At 59.4% G+C, this 18,981-nt stretch carries 14 protein-coding genes and 1 pseudogene; 5 read left to right on the top strand and 10 right to left on the bottom strand.

The features are described from left to right. Positions 1-15 precede the first annotated feature (15 nt). From P0D96_RS11705 to P0D96_RS11675, 7 genes are all read right to left on the bottom strand, one after another. Entirely contained in the window at positions 16-1,395 is a 1,380-nt protein-coding gene (locus P0D96_RS11705; protein WP_408313707.1) for an isoxanthopterin deaminase, read from the bottom strand. 80 nt (positions 1,396-1,475) lie between these two features. Further along, positions 1,476-2,816, bottom strand: coding sequence for a nucleobase:cation symporter-2 family protein (locus P0D96_RS11700; RefSeq protein WP_408313500.1), 1,341 nt, complete (start codon positions 2,814-2,816; stop codon positions 1,476-1,478). A gap of 89 nt (positions 2,817-2,905) precedes the next feature. Beyond that, complete coding sequence (locus P0D96_RS11695) at positions 2,906-3,994, bottom strand: CobW family GTP-binding protein (RefSeq protein WP_408313498.1); 1,089 nt, start codon at positions 3,992-3,994, stop codon at positions 2,906-2,908. A gap of 40 nt (positions 3,995-4,034) precedes the next feature. Continuing rightward, entirely contained in the window at positions 4,035-4,625 is a 591-nt protein-coding gene (locus P0D96_RS11690; protein WP_408313496.1) for a UbiX family flavin prenyltransferase, read from the bottom strand. Beyond that, positions 4,622-6,016, bottom strand: coding sequence for a UbiD family decarboxylase (locus tag P0D96_RS11685; RefSeq protein ID WP_408313495.1), 1,395 nt, complete (start codon positions 6,014-6,016; stop codon positions 4,622-4,624). Before P0D96_RS11685 ends, P0D96_RS11690 begins: the two co-directional genes overlap by 4 nt. A 75-nt stretch (positions 6,017-6,091) precedes the next feature. Then, positions 6,092-7,018, bottom strand: coding sequence for an amidohydrolase family protein (locus P0D96_RS11680; protein WP_012428924.1), 927 nt, complete (start codon positions 7,016-7,018; stop codon positions 6,092-6,094). Beyond that, positions 7,018-7,974: an amidohydrolase family protein gene (locus tag P0D96_RS11675; RefSeq protein ID WP_408313493.1), complete on the bottom strand. Its 957-nt coding sequence runs from the start codon at positions 7,972-7,974 to the stop codon at positions 7,018-7,020. The genes P0D96_RS11680 and P0D96_RS11675 overlap by 1 nt, the downstream gene beginning before the upstream one ends. A 241-nt stretch (positions 7,975-8,215) precedes the next feature. Between P0D96_RS11675 and P0D96_RS11670 the strand changes: the two genes are divergently transcribed. Next, a complete protein-coding gene (locus P0D96_RS11670; protein ID WP_408313491.1) occupies positions 8,216-9,103 on the top strand; it encodes a LysR substrate-binding domain-containing protein in 888 nt (295 codons plus the stop codon). Here P0D96_RS11670 and P0D96_RS11665 read toward each other — a convergent pair. Beyond that, on the bottom strand, positions 9,090-9,986 hold the full coding sequence (locus tag P0D96_RS11665) for a LysR substrate-binding domain-containing protein (RefSeq protein ID WP_408313490.1): 897 nt from the start codon (positions 9,984-9,986) through the stop codon (positions 9,090-9,092). The two genes, P0D96_RS11670 and P0D96_RS11665, sit on opposite strands and share 14 nt — an antisense overlap. A gap of 148 nt (positions 9,987-10,134) precedes the next feature. Between P0D96_RS11665 and P0D96_RS11660 the strand changes: the two genes are divergently transcribed. From P0D96_RS11660 to P0D96_RS11645, 4 genes and pseudogenes are all read left to right on the top strand, one after another. Then, positions 10,135-10,662 carry a (2Fe-2S)-binding protein gene (locus P0D96_RS11660; protein WP_408313488.1) on the top strand — a complete coding sequence of 176 codons (528 nt, stop codon included), beginning with the start codon at positions 10,135-10,137 and terminating at the stop codon, positions 10,660-10,662. Next, a complete protein-coding gene (locus P0D96_RS11655) occupies positions 10,663-12,921 on the top strand; it encodes a xanthine dehydrogenase family protein molybdopterin-binding subunit (protein ID WP_408313486.1) in 2,259 nt (752 codons plus the stop codon). Positions 12,922-13,140: 219 nt separating this feature from the next. Continuing rightward, positions 13,141-13,443, top strand: coding sequence for a hypothetical protein (locus P0D96_RS11650; RefSeq protein WP_408313484.1), 303 nt, complete (start codon positions 13,141-13,143; stop codon positions 13,441-13,443). Between the two features lie 421 nt (positions 13,444-13,864). Continuing rightward, positions 13,865-14,310: pseudogene (locus P0D96_RS11645) on the top strand (VOC family protein). Between the two features lie 422 nt (positions 14,311-14,732). Here the strand turns inward: P0D96_RS11645 and P0D96_RS11640 are convergent. Beyond that, a complete protein-coding gene (locus P0D96_RS11640; RefSeq protein WP_408286253.1) occupies positions 14,733-16,184 on the bottom strand; it encodes a hypothetical protein in 1,452 nt (483 codons plus the stop codon). A 535-nt stretch (positions 16,185-16,719) separates the two neighbouring features. Further along, positions 16,720-18,981, bottom strand: a 2,262-nt coding sequence (locus tag P0D96_RS11635; protein WP_408313482.1) for an SdiA-regulated domain-containing protein, incomplete at its 5' end; no start/stop codon positions are given.

The following is an 18,981-nucleotide window of genomic DNA, read 5'->3' as shown; positions in this document are numbered from 1 at the left end:
TCCTCTACTCTTACCTTAGTCGGCCAGCAGCGATTTCACGCCCTCGGCGGCTTCATAGCGAAGCGCGTCGAGATCGAGACCCGGAATCACGCCGTTATCCACCACCACGCGGCCATTCACCACGTTGTAGCGAACGCGCGCCGGCTCTCCCGCCGTCACCGGCGCCACCGCGACATCGTGAAAGCCGTTGAAGCGCAGGTCGCTGATGTCGTAGAGCACGAAGTCCGCCGCCATGCCGACTTCGAGTGTGCCGACCGCGTCGAGACCGAGCACGCCCGCGCCGCCTGCACTGCCCCAATGGATCGTCTCCTCCACAGTGGTCGCCGACGCGCCCTGCGCCGCGCGATGCACGAGCCACGCGAAATGCGCTTCGTTGGTCATGCTGCCCGATTCGTTCGACGCCACGCCATCCACGGCCAGCGACATCGGCACGCCTGCGGCCGCCATCTGAGGCGCAGGTGCGATGCCGCTGCCTAACCGCGCGTTACTGACAGGGCAATGCGAGCAACCACTGCCGGTTTCGGCGAGCATCGCGATCTCGCTCGCTTGCAGATGCACGAGGTGCGCGAACCACACATCCGGTCCGAGCCATTCGTGATCGGCGACGAATTCGACCGGCAGTTTGTTGAAGCGCTCCTTGCAAAAATCGACATAACGGGTCGTCTCGGACAGATGCGTATGCAAGCGCAAACCCATCCGACGAGCCGCGCGTGCGACTTCAGGCAGTAGCTCGGGCGGCAAGGAGAACGTCGGCGTGGTCGGCGCGACGACAACGCGACGCATCGAAGCATCGCCGGCATCGTGATAGCGCGACTTCAAACGTTCGATGTCGGCGAGCATCTGATCGAGCGTCTCGGGCTTGAGCGCGACTTTGGAAAAGCCTGGATGATCGCCCGCCGCCTGCAATGCGCCGCCACGGCACAACACGAAGCGCATGCCGAACGAAGCCGCTTCGTCGAATAGCAGATCGCCGGTTTCGGTGCTGCCGTCCGCGTGATAGAGATAGTGATGATCGGCGCAGGTCGTCACGCCGGAGAGGAGCAGCTCGGCAAGACCCAGGCGAGCGGCAACGCGCGCCAGATCCGGCGTAAAGCGCGCAAGACGCGGATACGGCACGGCGGCCAACCATTCCTGCAAATCCGCATTGATACCGGACGGCACGGCCTTCAAGAGGTTCTGAAACAGATGATGGTGCGTATTCATCCAACCCGGATAGACCACACAGGAACGCGCGTCGATCACGCGTTCATCGGCACGAGGTTCGAGATTCGGCGCGATGGTTGCGATACGTCCTTGGCAAATCCGCAGATCGACCTGACCGAGCCTTGCGCGCTCGCCGCTCATTCCGCTCATCACCGCGACAGGGTTTTTGATCAGCAACGCTTCAGTTTGCATGCTCACGATTCGATATCCTTTCAGTTACTGCGAAGCGGCCGCCTCTGCAAAGACGGCCGCGCCCGTCATGCAACATCCGCTTATTCGCGGACCATGTTGTGCGCCGGCACCACGTCCTCTTCATGCGCGCCGTTGAGCACCGCGTTCAACACAACGGAAACGAGGCATGCCAGCACTACGCCGCTATGCAGGAACGGTTGCGTCCAGTCAGGCATGTGCTTGAAGACCTGCGGAGCCATGACCGGAATCAGCGCGGTGGCGATCGTAAAGCCGACGATCAGCACGTTGTAACGATTGCGCTCGAAGTCCACTTTCGCCAACGTCTGCACACCAGCCGCGACCACTACACCGAACATGGCGATACCTGCCCCGCCGAGTGCAGCGGAAGGCGTCGAGGCAACCACCGCGCCGATCTTCGGTACCAGCGCCACCACGCACATCAGCACGCCGCTGATCGCCACTACCCAGCGACTGCGCACGCCAGTCAGGATGACGAGCCCGACGTTCTCCATGAACGCGATGAACGGAAAAGCCGCGAACATGCCCGCAATCGCGCTCGCGAGACCGTTGGCACGCATGCCGCGCACCACGTCCTCCTCGCTCACTTCTTTATCGACGATGTCGCCGATCGCGACGAACAGGCCCATCGATTCGACCATCTGCACCACCATGACGACGATCATCGTCAGCACCGGCACCAGCGAGAACACGGGCGTGCCGAAGTGGAACGGCAGGGGCATGGTGAACCACGGCGCTTGCGCCACGCTCGTGAAGTTGCCCATGCCGAGCGAACACGCCAGAATGCCACCCGCAATCAAACCGATCAGCACCGACAGATTGCGCAGGAACGCATTGGCGAATCGGTTGATCGCGAGAATCACCAACGCGACGAACAGCGTGACGCTCAGGAAAGGCAGTGCACCGAACTGCTGTTGCGCGGCCTCGCCACCACCGGCCCATTGATACGCGACGGGAAACAACTGCAAGCCGATCACGGTCACGATGCAGCCCGTCACCACAGGTGGAAAGAACCTTCGTAAGCGCCCGACGAGCGGCGCGGCGAACATGGTGAACAGACCCGCGCCAATCACCGCGCCGCACACGCCGGCAAAGCCGACGCCCGGACTCGTGCCGATCGCGATCACCGGCCCGACGCTGCTGAATGCGACGCCTTGCAGAATCGGCAGGCGCACACCGAACTTCCAGACGCCGACGGTTTGCAGAATCGTCGAGATACCCGAGCAAAACAGCGCCGTGCTGATGAGCACGGTGGTGTCGGCCGGCGACATCTTCAGTGCCGACGCGACGATCAGCGGCACCGCAATGGCGCCGATGTAAGCCACTAGCATGTGCTGCAAACCGAGCGTGAGCATCTGGCGCTTCGGCAGAATCCGATCGACGGGGTGTATGGCGGTGTTCATGACATGTCTCCAGACTATTGTTTTCGATCGGAGCGCGCCGCACGAATCTCGCCATGCGGCATCACTTCGCGCGCCGACCGGATCTCCCGTCAGGCCGCAACCGGCACGGCAAGACAGGCATGGAAGCGGTCGGTCAGCGCGGCGCGATCGAGATCGCGTCCGATGAATACGATTCGGCACGAACGCGGCTCACTGCCCCACGCTTGCGCCGCGCGCAGTTCGATGACGTTGTGCACGCCTTGCAGCACGTAACGATGGGACTGGCCTTGCACGGCGAGAATGCCTTTCATACGGAACAGGTTCGCGGTATCCGAGTCGCGCAACTCGGCGAGCCACGCTTGCAGCGCGTCGAGGTCGATATCCGCATCGACTTCAATACCGACAGAGGACACGCTTTCATCGTGCTGGTGGTGGGCGTGATCGTCGTCGTGATGGGCATGTTCGAGCTCATGTGCATGCTCTTCGTGGCCATGCACGTGTTCTTCTTCATGTAAGCCATCGGTCTCGACGAGAATCTGCGAGAACTCGTTCGCGCCCACGCCGAGAATCTTGCCGAGATCGATCTGCGCATAGCTCGACTCGACGATTTCCGCCGTGGCGTTGAGTCCGCGAATGCGTTGCGTGAGCGAAGCAATATCGTCCGGTCCCACCAGATCGACCTTGTTGATCACGATACGGTCCGCGCACACAATTTGATCGACGGCCTGGTTGTCACTGCCGTCGAGCACCAGATCGTCCAGATGGGCGGCGATATGCTTCGCATCCACCATCGTGACGACGGCGTCGAGGCTCACTTGTTTGGCGATTGGATCATCGAGAAAGAAAGTCTGCGCAACCGGATACGGATCGGCGAGCCCGCTCGTTTCGACGATGATGTGATCGAGCCGGTCCGGCCGCTCCACCAGCATGCGCACGATTCGCACCAGATCTTCGCGCACCGCGCCGACACAGCACACGCAGCCGTTCGTCATTTCATAGATCTCTTCGGTCGATTCGAGCACGAGGCCACCGTCGATGCCGATTTCGCCGAACTCGTTTTCGATCACGGCGATCTTGCGCCCGTGCTTCTCGCGCAGGATGTAGTTGAGCAGCGTCGTTTTGCCGGCGCCGAGAAAGCCGGTCAGCACCGTGACGGGGATTTTCTCGACTTCGTTGTGGGTGGTGTGAATGTGATTCATGGCTCGTCTCCGTTTCTTCGTTCGTACTACGGTTCGGCTATCAGGCGATATTCGGTTCTTGTGTTTCGACTTCTCGCCAGCGTTTGACGGTGCCCGCTTCGAGACCGAACAGATCGAGCACGCGGCCTAGCGTGTGATCGATCATCTGGTCGAGTGAAGCGGGACGCGTGTAAAACGCCGGCACGGGTGGCGCGACGATCGCGCCCATTTCGGTTACTGCAATCATGTTGCGCAGATGCGCCAGCGTGTACGGCGTTTCGCGCGCCAGCAGCACTAGCGGGCGGCGCTCTTTCAACGTGACATCGGCGGCGCGTGAAATCAGACTCGACGACATGCCGCTGGCAATTTCGGCGAGCGTCTTCATCGAGCAAGGCGCGACGATCATGCCTAGCGAGCGGAACGAGCCGCTGGAAATCGCTGCGGCCATGTCGTCGCAACGATAGGTGACGCTGGCGAGCGCGCTGACGTCGGCGAACTTGTAGTCGGTCTCGTGCGTCATCGTGAGCAGCGCGCTGCGTGAAATGGTCAGATGCGTTTCGATATCGAGTTGACGCAGCAATTGCAGCAGACGAACGCCATACGTAAAGCCGGAAGCGCCGCTGATGCCGACTACGAGTCGCCGCGCGCTCATCGCTGTGCTCCGGCGGCGTGGGCCAGAATGTCGAGGGCCTGTTGTGCAGCGCGTTCGCTTATGCGAGCGCGGATGCCGTCGAAATGCGAGCCGCGTGTCGCGTCGATACCCATACGCGACGTGGTGCCTGCCGCGGACGACGAAGGGTCGAGCGGACTGCCCGGCAAGCCATCGACCATAAATACGTCCTGATGCGGCTGAAAATGCGTGGCGATGGCCCACAGCACCTGCGAGTCGTTGGTGATGTCGATGTCGCTATCCACAGCGACGACGTTCTTGAGGTACGGATCCCAGCCGAGCAGCGCCAGCATGATCTGGCGTGCTTCGCCGTCGCGCGTCTGATTCAACGCGACGTAGCAGTGAAAATGCGTACCGGAGTTGGGGTAGTGCAGCGCGGTGACCGATGGGAAGCGCGCCTTCAGCTTCTCGCTCATCTCCGCTTCGCGCGGCAAGCGGGCTAAAGTCAAATGTTCTGCGTAAGGACCGCCGACTACATCGACGAGCCATGCATCGTTACGGCGCATCATCGTGTCGACGCGCAACACGTTGTTGGTCGAGCGGTCCGATGAATAACCGGTGAATTCGCCGAACGGGCCTTCTTCGGCGTGAGCTGAAGGATCGATCGTGCCTTCCAGCACGAATTCGGCGGAAGCGGGCACGCCGATGCCATAACGCGGCGTGCGCACCAGCTCCAGCGGCGCGCCGAACAGACCGCCTGCAATCGCGCGTTCGTCGGTGCCGAACGGGACGCGCGCGGCGGCGGCCAACATGAACAGCGGATGCGCGCCGACCACCATCGCGACTTTCAATGTGTCGCCGCGTGCCTGGGCGGCTTGCAACATGCGCCAGAGGTGGCCGCGCGAATGCAGGCTGGTGGCCAAAGCGTCCTTCGCGTGCCGCATCGAGCGGTGATAGCTGAGGTTCGCCACGCCCGTGACCGGATCTTCGGCGACGATCACCGCGTTCGTAATGTACGGGCCGCGGTCGGTTTCGAAGTGGCGGATCATCGGCAGCTGCGCGAGATCGACGGCATCGCCTTCGATTACCCGATCCAGCACGGGACCGTTTGCCACGAACACCGGCGCGATAGGCGCATTGGCGCGTTGTTGATAGGCATCGAACAAGCCGGACGCATCGACATCGAACAGGCGCGCAATGCGTGTACGTGAAGCAAAGAAATTGGTGACGAGAGGCGTTGCGATCCCATCGACCTTGTCGCAGATCAGCATGGGATGCTGCCCGCGCGTCGCGAGTTCGGCGACGACCGCCGTGACGTCCTGATCGGCGGACAGCGGCCGCGAGAGCGTCAATACATCATCGGGATAGTGCTCGCGATACGCATGCGCAAAGCGATGAAAATCTTGCGTGGCGCGGAAAAGGTTATCCGCCATAGTGAACTCCGTGTGAGACAACCAAGGCAAGCGCGGCACTGACCGCGCTTGCTTTAAACCATCAGCCAGTCAGCGTTAAGCCGGCTGCGTGACGTCATTCACATAAGTCGCCTTCAAACGCTTCTCCGCTTCGGCGAGATCCTTCGGCGGCTTGGTCGGCTCGATTCCGACCAGACGAGCGATGTTGTTGCCCATGTAGTCTTCGAGGCCATCCTCATCCAGATTCATGCCTTGCGGCGCGGGACCACACAGCATTTCGAGTTCGCGCAGCCACATGCCCGGCTCGTTCGGCGGCGAATCCGTGCCGAACACGATCTTGTTGCGCGGTAGTTCGCGAGCGAATTCGACGATGCGCGACTGATAGCACCAACCCGATTCGCAGTAGACGTTCGGCGTATCCATCGCCATCCAGAAGGCTTCGAACGAGTAGTTGCCGCCCGTCTGAATCCCGAAGTGACCGATGATGAAATTCACCATCGGGAATTCGCGGATGATCGGATAGAACTGCGTCGGAATCGTGTACGGTCCGTCGCCGGTGTGGATTAGCACGACCACGCCGAGCTCGGCGCACTTCTTCATCGCGGGACGCAACCAGTCGAGCGCGCGATCTGGACGGTAGCCGTGCATATTCGCGTGCAGCTTGAGCATCTTGAAGCCGTACTCCTTCACGTGGAATTCGAGCTCGGCCGCACCGTTCTCCGGGCCCCAACGCGGGTTGTACGTGAAATTGCCGATAAAGCGATCCGGGTACTTCTGCGTCAGTTCGGCGATATACGACATGTAATCGCGAATGCCTTCACGGCCGCGGCGATTGCCATCGCGATAGCCCGTGTTGCCCGGCGGCGGCTGAATGAAACCCATGTCGATACGGCGCGGCTTGCCGTTGATGATGTACGGACCGTCCATCATCTTCAGCAGGCGTTCGCCGGTGAACGGCTCACCGGTATGGCGCCACGCTTCGTCGACGAGATTGGTGGGATGCAGATGGGTATCGATGATCATCAGCGGGCTCCAGCGTAGTCGGCCTGGCCCGCGTGTTTCTTCGCGGCGCCGGAATGGTGTTTCAGATAGGCTTGCGCTTCTTCGACGCTTCTCGGCGGCGCGCTCGGCTCGATGCCGATCATGCGGGCGAGGTTGTTGCCGAGATAGTCTTCGAGCGTGTCTTCGTCGAGATTCAGGCCTTGCGGCGGCTCGTGACACAACACTTCGAGCAAACGCAGCCACATGCCTGGCTCGTTCGGCGGCGTGTCGGAACCGTAGAGAATCTTGTGCGTGGGCAGCACCTTCGCGAATTCGACGATTCGCGATTGCAGGCACCAACTCGATTCGCAATACACGTTCGGTGTGTCGAGCGCCATCTGATACGGCTCGAAGCAATACACGCCTCCCGTCTGCACGCCGAAGTGCGCCATGATGAAATTCACCGACGGGAATTCACGAATCAGCGGATACCACTCGCTCGGAATGCTGTACGGGCCGTCGCCGGTATGCAGCTTCACGAGCAAACCGAGGTCCGCGCATTTGCGCAACGCGGGGCGCAGCCAGTCGAGCGCGCGGTCGGGACGGTATGCATGCATGTTGGCCTGCAACTGGACCATCTTGAAGCCGTGTTCCTTCGCGTAAAACTCGATGGCTTCAGCACCGTTCTCCGGACCGCAACGCGGGTTGTAGACGAAACAGCCGAGCAGACGGTCCGGGTATTTCTGAACGCATTCCACGGTGTACGCCATGTAGTCGTCGATCGACTCGCGGCCGGAGCGTTCGCCGTCGGTCCACGTATAGATGGTGTTGCCTTGCGGCGGCTGAATGAAGGCCTTGTCGATGCGGCGAGGCTTGCCGTTGATGATGTAGGGGCCGTCCATCACCTCGATCAGACGCTCGCCGGAAAATGGCTCGCCATCATGGCGCCACGCGAGGTCGACCAGGTTGGTCGGATAACAGCTAGTGTCGATGATCATGTACTCGATCTCCTTGAGAGGAACTGGTGTATCCAGTTGCCGGATCGCGGGCAGGCGCATCGATGGAACTCAGCCCGTTGGGCTTGCCCATGCGGCCCTTTGCAAGGCGCAGTGTTCGTGCGCCTTCCCCTCGCCGGCATCGAGTGTCACACTGATGTGCACTGCTGCTTGCGATGCAGTCTCACAAGATAAAAACGCTCTGTACAATATTTTTTAACCACGATCTTGATACGTTTGCGATATGGACATCCGGCTGTTGCGTTACTTCGCGGTGCTTGCCGACGAACTGCATTTCGGCCGGGCAGCCGCGCGGCTGCACATTTCCCAGCCGCCGCTGAGTCAGCAGATTCGCATCCTCGAAGAGGAGATGGGCACGGCACTGTTCATGCGCTCGCAACACCGTGTCGAACTCACCGAGGCAGGGAAAACACTTAAAGAACAGGTGCCGTTGATCTTCGCGCAGTTCGAACGCGCGATCGATCTGACGCGTTGCGCGGGGCGTGGCGAAGTAGGGAGCCTCGAGATTGGCATCATCAGTTCGGCGATGGTCGAGCCCATTCCGCGCGCGCTACGGGTATTCGCGGAGAAGCATCCGCAAGTGCGGTGGACGCTGCATGAGATGACGCCGGCCGCGCAGATTCTCGCGTTGAAAGAGCGCCGGCTCGATGTCTGTTTCTTCCGCGTCTCGCATGAAGACCCGGAGATTCGCAGCGAAGTGGTGATGCGTGAGTCGGCGGTGGTCGCGTTGCCGTTGGGGCACGCGCTGGCGTCGCGCGGAGAGATTGCGTTGCGTGAGTTGGAGACCGAACGCTTCGTCTCGTTCGGTTTGCGGCAGTCGCAATTGGCGCGCTTTCTACAGGACTGTTGTGTTGAGGCAGGGTTTACACCGCGGATCGAACAGGAAGTCGTCGAGGTGCATACGTTGTTGTGTCTCGTGCGCGAAGGATTGGGCGTGGCGTTGCTGCCTTCGTCCGCGCGGCAGTTGTCGACGGGTGGTGTCGCGTTCGTGCCGGTGGCTGCGCCGCGCCCCGAAGTGTCGCTGCACGCGCGCTATCGTGCCGAGACGCCTTCGCCGGTGTTGTCGCTGTTTCTCGAAACCGTGCGGGAAGTGGCGGCTAGTGTGAGCTGACCGTTTGCGCGACAAGGTCGCGGATCACTTGGATCAGCGGCGCCACACGCCCCGCTTTCTCGCGCGGCCATACGGCGTAGAGGTTGTAGTGCGTCGGAATTTCCACTTGCGTGAGTTCGACCAGATTGCCGTTGCGTTGGGCGTCGGCGGCGAGCAGGCCACGCGCCAAACCCGCCCCCACGCCTGCGCTGGCGGCGGCGATCAAGCCCGCGGCGTTGTCGAAAACCGCGACGGCGTCGGGCTCGACCTCGGGCAGCCCCGCAGCGGCGAGCCAGGGAATCCACGAACGCTTCGTATAGCCGAGCAATGGCAGCTCCAGTAGCTGCTCGGGCGTGAGCGGCACGCTGAGCCCGCGTGCCTGCAACAGCGAGGGCGCGCCCACAGCAGTCAAACGGTCGCCGCAAATCAGCGCGTTTTCGAAGCCGTCCCATTCTCCATACCCATATCGCAACGCAATATCCACGCGCTCGAACGCGCTGCGGTCACGACGCGGTGTGGACAGCACCGTGAGCGATGTCCCGCTCAACGCGCCGAGCAAGGCCGGCAAACGCGCCACCAGCCAGCTCTGCGCGAGTTCGGGATCGACGTCGAGCGTGATGGACTGCTTGACCGTGCGCTCTTTTACCGACGACAACGCGCGATCGATTTGCTCGAAGCCATCCGCCAACTGATTCGCGAACAGCACGCCCGCATCGGTCAATACCACGCGGCCGCTTTCGCGCACGAAGAGCGGCTGGCCGACGAACTCTTCGAGCGTGCGGATCTGCTGGCTGATCGCGCTATGCGTGAGCGACAACTGCCGTGCGGCGCTCGAAAAACTGCCGACGCGCGCTGCTTGCAGGAAGGCCTGCATCGACTGGATAGACGGATAGCGCTTCAACATGGTGTTAGCCGGACTTACGGATGATAGAAGAAATGGTCGCTGGCGTTGTGCTTAACGGCTTTCAATAATGACCGCAAGCACGCGGCCCTTGTCACGTATCCACTCCTGCAATGCGCCGCGCTGCACAACGATATTCAGGAGACAGCGCATGATCGAGATCGTGGTCAACGACACGCGGCACTCGCTCGACAATGTACCGGAAGACATGCCCCTGTTGTGGGTATTGCGCGACCGGCTCAAATTGACCGGCACGAAATTTGGCTGCGGCGGCGGCTTTTGCGGCGCGTGCACGGTACATCTGGAAGGTGAGGCAGTGCGCTCCTGTTTGCTGCCTGCTGTGGCCGTTGCCGGCAAACGCATCACGACGATCGAAGGGTTGTCGAAGGACGGCCGGCATCCACTGCAACTCGCGTGGGTCGCCGAGGATGTGCCGCAATGCGGCTACTGCCAGTCCGGTCAGTTGATGCAGGCGGCCGCGTTTCTCCAGGACAAGCCGACCGTCAACGACGAAACCATCACGACGGCGATGTCCGGCAACATCTGTCGATGCGGCACGTACTCGCGGATTCGCAAGGCGATCAAGCGGGCGGCGTCGGGTGATCCTGCGCTGGCGGCTGTGGAGATGCCTGCTTGCGCGTCCGCCTGCTCGTCTCACGTTACGAACGAGGAGGCTTGAATGCGCAACGACAAAGAAGCGCTGACCAGCGTTCGCGGCGCTGCTCGCCGTCGCTTCATCAAGCAGAGTTCGGCGCTGTTGGCCTCGGGTCTCGCGATCGGCTTCCAGTTGCCCGATGCCTTCGGCAAGGGCGACAACAAAAGCGGTGATCCCAAACCGCAGGCCGGTGAGTTCGAACCGAATGCGTGGGTGCGCGTGCTGCCGGACGATACGATCAAGCTGGTCGTCCACAAACATGACTCCGGCACGGGCACGCGTACCGCGCTCGCTGCGATGGTCGCGGAAGAACTGGACGTCGATCTGTTTCGCGTCGATGTGATCACGCCGGAGAATCCGTTCTACGGCGATTACATTCATCCATTGTGGAAGGTGTTTTCGACGGGCGGGAGTACGAGCGTGTCGCTGGAATACGAGCGCTTGCGACGTGCGGGCGCGACGGCGCGCGCGATGTTGATCGCCGCTGCGGCGAAACAATGGAATGTGGCGCCGGCGACGTGTTCAACGGAGAACGGCTTCGTGGTCAATCAGGCTAGCGGTAAGCGTGCGAACTATGGATCGCTTGCGCAGGTCGCGGCGCAAATGCCCGCGCCGAAAGATGTCGCGTTGAAAGATCCGTCGCAGTTCAAATACATCGGCAAATTACGGAAGAAACGCGGCGCTGCGGAGAAGGCGCGAGGCGCGTTTCCGTACAGCATCGACGTGTCGTTGCCGGACATGTTGGTCGCTGTCGTCACGCGCGCGCCGGTGATCGATGCGCGCGTGCGCAGCGTGGATGCTAAAGCGGCGTTGGCCGTGCCGGGCGTGCGGCAGGTTTTGCAGATTCCTGGGCGGCCCGACATTCTCGGTGGCAATCAGGCCGGCGTGGCTGTGTTGGCCGATGACTATTGGTCGGCGCATAAGGGACAGGCAGAGTTGCATGTGGAGTGGGAAGACAGTCCGCTGGAGACGTTTGATAGCAGCACGCTGGTCGCGCGTCAGGCGGCGTGGCTCGATGATCCTGCGGCGCGGGTGGTGCCGACTGTTCAGAGTGGGGATTTGAAGACTGCGTTTGCGCACGGGGCGCGGGTGATTGAGGCTTCTTATTCAATGCCTTATAAGGCGCAGTGTCCGCTTGAGCCGATTAACGTGACTGCGTGGGCTAAGAAGGACGGTGCAATTGAGTATTGGGGTGGGCTGCAAGTGCCTTCAACGGTGCAGGAGGCGGCTGAGGTGATCGGCGGTATCCCGGCGAATCGTGTGGTGCTGCATGAGCTTGTTTCAGGTGGCAGCTTTGGGTCGCGTGAGTCGAAGTACTGGCTTTTTGAAGTGACCTGGCTGGCGTTGAAAGTTGGGAAGCCGGTTAAGTTGATGAATAGCCGTCAAGATGAAATGCGGGCGCTTTATTACCACTCGGCGAGTTTTCATCGGGCGAAGGCTGGGCTCGATAAGCGCGGGAATCTGGCGACGTTGCAGTTGCGGGCGGTGATGCCTGCTTCGCCGGAACAGTGGGAGCCCGGGTACTTCGATCGGCCGGACCGGATGGACTACAGCACGACTGAAGCGATCAGTAAGTATGAGTTCGCTTATGGGGCGCCGCATGTGGATATTGGTTGGGTTCGGCATGAGACCGGTGTGCCGACTGGGTGGTATCGGGCGGTGAGTTATATACCGAATGTGTTTGCTGTTGAGTCGTTTATGGATGAGGCCGCGCATGCGGGACGTCGGGATCCGGTTGAGTTTCGGCTCGCGCATATGAAGGATCCGCGGCATCAGGCTGTTTTGCGGGAGGCGGCGAAACGGGCTGGGTGGGGGAAGGCGTTGCCTGCTGGGACTGCTTTGGGCGTGGCGACTAATCAGGCTTATAGCAGTTATGTTGCTGTTGTGGCGCGTGTTGCTCGGAAAGGCGATGGTGTTGTAATCGAGAAGCTGACCTGTGTCGCGGATTGTGGGTTGGCTGTTTCGCCGGGTGGGGTCGAGGAGCAGCTTTATGGCGGGTTGATGTGGGGGTTAGGGCATGCGACGGCGGATCGCATCGATATTCGGCATGGGCAGGTCGAACAGAAGAACTTTGATACGTATCGGGTGATGCGGATGAGTGATATGCCGGAGATTGATATTTTGATTGTGCAGGGGGATACGTCGAAGCCTGGTGGGGTGGGGGAGTTGTCTAGTCCTTCGGTGGCGCCGGCGATTGCTAATGCGGTGTTTAGGCTTGCTGGGCGACGGTTGAGAGAGACGCCCTTCGATCTCGCGAAGGTGGGTGGGAAAGGGAAAGCTTGAACTGCGGGTGCGCGGTCACATTGTGGTATCTCAAGGGCTGCTTTTTTTGGCACCGTTTCGATGCTGCGTGCATGGCGTTTGGTTCCAAGGGTTTGTACTTATTTCTTCAACATTGTTTTGTTCTGCAAGTACTTAATTGCGAGCAGGCCACAGCCTAGACTGCAAGTACTGAAACGCAAACGGGCGTTTGCGGACAAACGAAGTCTGGAGGTAAGCATCATGAAACTCGTTCAATCGCTCATCGTCGTAGCTGCTCTTGCAATTCCGGCTGCCTCATCTTTTGCTCAATCGAACGAAGCGGTCGCTCCGACCAATGTTCAGGCCGCACAAACTAGCGTGAATCCAGGAAGTGGCGCTGCGACCGATTTGGGCGGCGTCGCTGACGGGACTTCAGCGTCGGGTAGCCATCATCAACTGCGTTCGTTCGGCACCGCCGTCGCCCAGTTGGGACATAAAATCCAAGGCTCTATTCGCCCGGACCCGAATGATGGAATGAAGCCCGTGTTTTTCGGCGGCGCATAAATTGACCGCATTGATTGCAGCCTTGTGTCGTTGATTGAGTGGTGCCAAGACGTCCTTGGTCTGTTGAGGGAATAACGTAGAGACGCGCAGATAAATCTGCGCGTTTTCGCTTTCAGGAATCCGCCGCGGGGCTTGTTTCGCTGAGTGACGAGTTTCGAGCGGGTCAATTGACTGCAACGGGTCGAGATGGAATGGATACCGCCCCTCCCTCCGGAGACCGGTCAACGGCGGAGCACTACGCCGGTGCGACGTCATATCGGGTCCGGATAGGGGCGGACGATCGCGGATGGCAGCTATCCTGTGCGCCTGGTGTGGTCTGAATCTCTCGCGCAGCTACTCGCGCGGATACCCCTGGGCTTGAGCGGTAGCTCAGGTCGGCAGCGTTACGATCGGCGCTTCAGCCAGGCGCCAAGGAGACATCATGACGGTGAAGCGTATGGACAACGTCGGCATTGTGGTTGAAGACATGGATGCCGCCATTGAGTTTTTTGCCGAACTTGGCCTTGAGCTCGAGGGGCGCGCCCCAATCGAAGGAGACTGGGCAGATGGCGTCACTGGATTGCGCGGCATGCGCGTCGAAATTGCCATGATGCGTACGCCGGACGGTCACAGCCGGCTCGAGCTGTCCCGCTTCCTTGCGCCACCTGTGGTCGCCGATCACCGTCGCACCTGGTGAACGCCCTTGGTTACCTACGCGTCATGTTTACCGTGGAGGACATCGACGATACGCTCGCCCGTCTCGGTAAACGCGGCGCGGAACTCGTCGGCAAAGTGGCTCAGTACGAAAACACGTATCGGCTCTGCTACAACCGGGGCCCCGAAGGAATCCTCATCGGGCTCGCTCAAGAGCTTGGGCATGGCGCCTAACCCTTCCATCGAGTGGACGTTAGCGACCGCTGCTTCCCGCTAGAGAAATTCGGAGCGCTGCTCGAGCGCTAAGGGTTTCCAGCGTTACGATCGGCCTGGTCGCTCTCGGGCTGCGCGCGGCCACTAAGGGACACTCGGCGAAGTGCCGCGAATCGTCGACAATCAACTTCCGTGTCACTGTGCTCGAGTAGGATCTAACCGGCTGGCGTCAAAGGTCGAAGCGTGGGAGCGGAGACATCGTTTAACGCAAGATGAGATTGAGCCTGTTCGTTCACCGAAGATCATGGTTTCTATGATCGGCTAGGGACAGTGCATTCTATATTGCGCGTGACGTTGCATCGATATCCGTGCTTATAGACACAAATTTAGGCAACTGTTCGTTTCTTTTCCAACTATCCGGTACGTCAACTGAGTGCGGTCTGTTACTGGAAGGCCGCCGCGGTCGATGCGACCTTCATTAACAACTGAGACTTCGTCGTTGCATATTGATTGGGCGGTTGATAGTCATGTGCGATTTGATACGCCATAGTTAAAGTTTCCTTCGCTTCACTTTCATCGCCGGCAACGTGAAACGCCTTGGCGAGCGAGAGCAAGCCATCAAGATTCATTGCTTTCTGTCTTTCAGAAAGCATCAGAGCCGAGGTCTTGTTGCTGCGCGAAAGGCGCAGACTTTCTGCGCTCATCTCCGACTTTGCCATCGCCTCAGCCAATACACCTTTCTCGCTGATCAATGACTGACGTTGCTCAATCGGCATAACATCAACGATGTTCAATATTCTTCGAAAATCCTCCTCAGACGCCTTCAAGTCGCCCTTCAGATGTTCCTCCCGAGCGATGTATGTCCACAACTCAATCTGCATATGGGTCTTCTGAGGATCTATCTTTCCGGCGAAGAACTTGGCGGTTGAGAAGTCTCCGCGATTCGATGCGTCACGGATTATTTGGCTCAACGTCTCATCTCGAACATCAACGTAAAGCGTAGGTCCCGGCAACTCTTGAAGAAAATCTAGAGCCGCATCTTTATTTCCGTTACGCGCTTCAAAACTCGCATACGCATCGATTATCAACGGTGCAGGAATCCGATGTCGAGCAAAGTCGAGCTGATTCGAGTCAAGTGCAAGTCTCCCGACCGATGCCCGAATCGCCTGCGCTTGACCTTTGTTGGCAATCGAACTGCAGGCGCCTAAAGCTTTGTCCATGAGGTCCAGCGCGGCTGTCGGCTGTGACTTTTGGAAACGGATTATCGCCAGATCCCGGTACGCCAACGCGGTGTCGGCAGAAGGCGGCCATCTGCGGGTAGCCTCTTCAAGCGATGAGACCATCCAATCCGGAACGCCGCCGGGAGCCGCGTTGGCGAGCGCAAAGGCGGCACGGTCAAAATCGGAAGGTGACGCTGGGTCAGAAGTTGCCGAGGTAATTGCTTCGTCAAATATGGAATGTGCCTGCGCTTTAAGGCCCAAATCTGAGTATATTAAGGCGGCATTGGTGAGAGTGTCGGTGCTCCACACGGGTTCTCGCGAGCCACTGCGCAAGATTGCAAGTGCTTCATTGAGAATATGCTCCTTCTCTTCGACCGACATGCTGGAGGGCGCGGAAACTACAGTGACAAGGGCAGCGGATTGGCACGCGCGACATAGCATCCGTGCGCTATCCAGGGCATCCGACGTGAAGCCGTCAAACGCCATCTCCTTCGGGAGCATGGGCTCGTTCGGGTCATTTTCGCGCGCCTCCAACAGGATCTCGCGTGTCGCTTCATGCCATCTGGCGGCCTTGAGGGCTGGTAGCGGGTTCGGTGTGGTTTGTGCCATTACTGCCGCATTTATACCGAGCATTAACAACGACGCGATCAGTTTTTTTTGACAGATAAAGATCATGGCAGACCAATAAGGTGAAGACGACGGATGCTGGTGCGCTCCGTAGAGAGTTCGTCACTTGAATAAACGCACTGCTGAAGATGTCTTCGAGAAGGCGTTGTTCGAGGTCGGTTGTATTGTGGCGCGGGTTTCAAATAATATTCAAGTTCAAAGTCGAGGACATCGGCTTCACGCCCGAAGCCTCTGGCGGACGGCAGGCGATAGCACCCGACGACTCTACAAGCATTGACCATCGCATACGGTTGTGACCTCGTAATGCACTCTACAACTGCCACCCGAGGACTCCCATCTACGTCGCAGCGTTTTCACGGCCGAGCTGAGCGGCCGCTATCCGGAAAGGTGACTGTCCCTTGTGGGTCGAACTGCGCCCATCGTCGTTCGGCTCAGGTCGCCCACGAGCGGACCTCCGCGGGCGTGATTCAATTCACCCCGCAGCCGACATTCGGTGCGAGTTCGGGTTCGTAGACCATAAAAAAAACCGCCCGACATAGTCGGACGGTTCTTCGCCATACTCATGCCGTAAAGCGGCAGGAAATTACTGTCCAGGTGAACCAATCGACGCAGGTTTAAGCGGTTCGGCTATGCCGCCGTGCACGCCAATCACCGCCTCAACATAGTTTGGCGTCGTTGTCGAAACCGTATCCCATACTGCGGAAACCTTCGCATTGCCACCGGCGAAGACGGCACCAGCATGATTTCCGGCGGCAACGAGGCTGGCATCTGCACCCGAGGCCGTTGGAATCGCTTTCGTCGTGCCGTCTCCCTGCGCTGCATTGATCGGTGTGCCGTAGTTCATTGCAGCCGCGACATTACCGTTCGCATCATAGACGACCACCGCATCGCCTTTACCCAAACCGATCGGATTCGCTGCATCGTTATTGACGTTCAACATCGCAACGACCGGAACCGTGCCAGCGAGGCCCCAGGTTGTGCGGAACGTATTTTCGTCCGTTCCGGGCACACCCGGCACAACGACCAGATGTTCACCCGGTGCAAGCATCGTACCGGCCACAAATGCCGCGCTATTGTTGGCATCGTTGACGTCAGCATGATTGTCGCCCCACTTCCAGCCGGTCAGATCAATTGCCGTGCTGCCATAGTTATAGATTTCAAAGAAATCCTGACCGCCGTCTGCGTTCGAGTTCACCTCCGAGATCAGCACGGTCGGCGCTGGCGCACCTGCTGCTGCAGTCGTGAAGCTCTGCGTCGTGCCTGCATACGCATTGCCATACAGGTCAGTGATAACGCCACCGGCCAATTGCACGGTGTAGCGAGAACTATCCTGCAATGGTGTCGTCAAGGTGATGCTCACCCGACCGCCGTTGAATTTGACCTGGGTCGTGTCGTCAACGGACACATTACGCGTATCAGAGCCGTTGCTGATAACAATGTTACCTGTGCCGGCCTGCACGACTTCGCTGAACGACAGTGTCATGTGGTTGCCGATGATGCCTGTCGCGCCATCGACCGGCGCAGTGCTGGTCAATGTCGGGGCTGTGTGGTCAACGGTACCAATCGCCTTGAACGAGAACGTCGATAAGTCGGACACGGCAGAGGTGTCGTTCCCCGCTGCCGTCTTGATCGCCCCCGTTGGATACGTGATGTGGTAGGTGGTGCCGGCAACCATGTAGAACTTCGGATGAATCTTCATCACATTACCGCTGAACGTCACTTGCGATGCGTCGGTTACGGGAATCGACCGCGTATCGTCAGCGCCGTTACTGAGAACGATATTACCCGCACCCGCCTTCACCGATTGATCGAACGTCAGGTAGAGGTTGCTGCCAATGCCGACATTGTTTGTGCTGGTGGTTGGCTTGAAGATGGTCAGGCCTGGCAGGCTCGGCCCCGCGGCCTGTTCACCAACCGCATAAATGGTCCCGTCCGGGCCCATCGTCACACCCTCGTTCTGAGCAGTGGCACTCATATACAAGCTGCTCAGCAACTTGCCGGTACGATCCATCTCGACGATCTTGCCATCCGGCGCGCCGATGATGATGATGTTGCCGTAATCCGGAGCGCTGCTCGGTACGATATTCGACAACGAGAAAACGTCATTGAACGCAGAAAGGCCCGTCACGGCCGCATCGAACAGCACCGGCGGATTGTCTGTCGTCGGCAAGATGGGCGTACCGTTCGATGCTGTCGCCGACCCGCTCGCAAAATTGATTGCGGCCTGGAAGATGATGGTGGGTTGCGACTGGCGCACGGCAATGTAGCCACCTGTTTTGGTATCGAAAGTAACACCCTCAATACCGACGTTGGCAACCGTCGTCCCCAGTTTGACGGACTGTACGTCTGCTCTGTGCAGTATTCCACCAGGAACGTAAGTGAACAGATCGACTTGACGGAGACGCTCTTCCACCAATACGAACTTGCCGCCACCGACATAGGTGATGCCTTCAGTGTCCTCGAAGTCGCCGGCATTGAGCGTCATGGAATCGATAACGTGACCATCGCTCTTTGCAACCTGCACCACTGAGGTCGCACCGTCGCCAATGACAAACAGCGAATCGGTATCCTTGTCATAGGTCACGCCGGACGCCTCTGCATTCAGCAGATTGGTGCCGGTCGTAGCGAACTGCAGAGGAAACATTGCTGTCTGCGTGTAGCTATTCAAATCATAGGTGCTTTGCGGATTGGCAAATGCAAGCGTAGGAATTTTGCTATCTACTACAGGCGCTACATTGCCGCCATTGTCACCAGCAGTGCTGCTGCTATTATCGCCCCCGCCACATGCACTAAGACCGGCTGCGAGAATCGCAGAAATTAAAAGTTTTATTTTCACGGTACGGTA

The organism is Paraburkholderia sp. RL17-347-BIC-D (assembly GCF_046027915.1).
In the GTDB taxonomy this organism is placed as follows: Bacteria; Pseudomonadota; Gammaproteobacteria; order Burkholderiales; family Burkholderiaceae; genus Paraburkholderia.
This window is presented reverse-complemented; position numbering and strand designations above follow the sequence as displayed.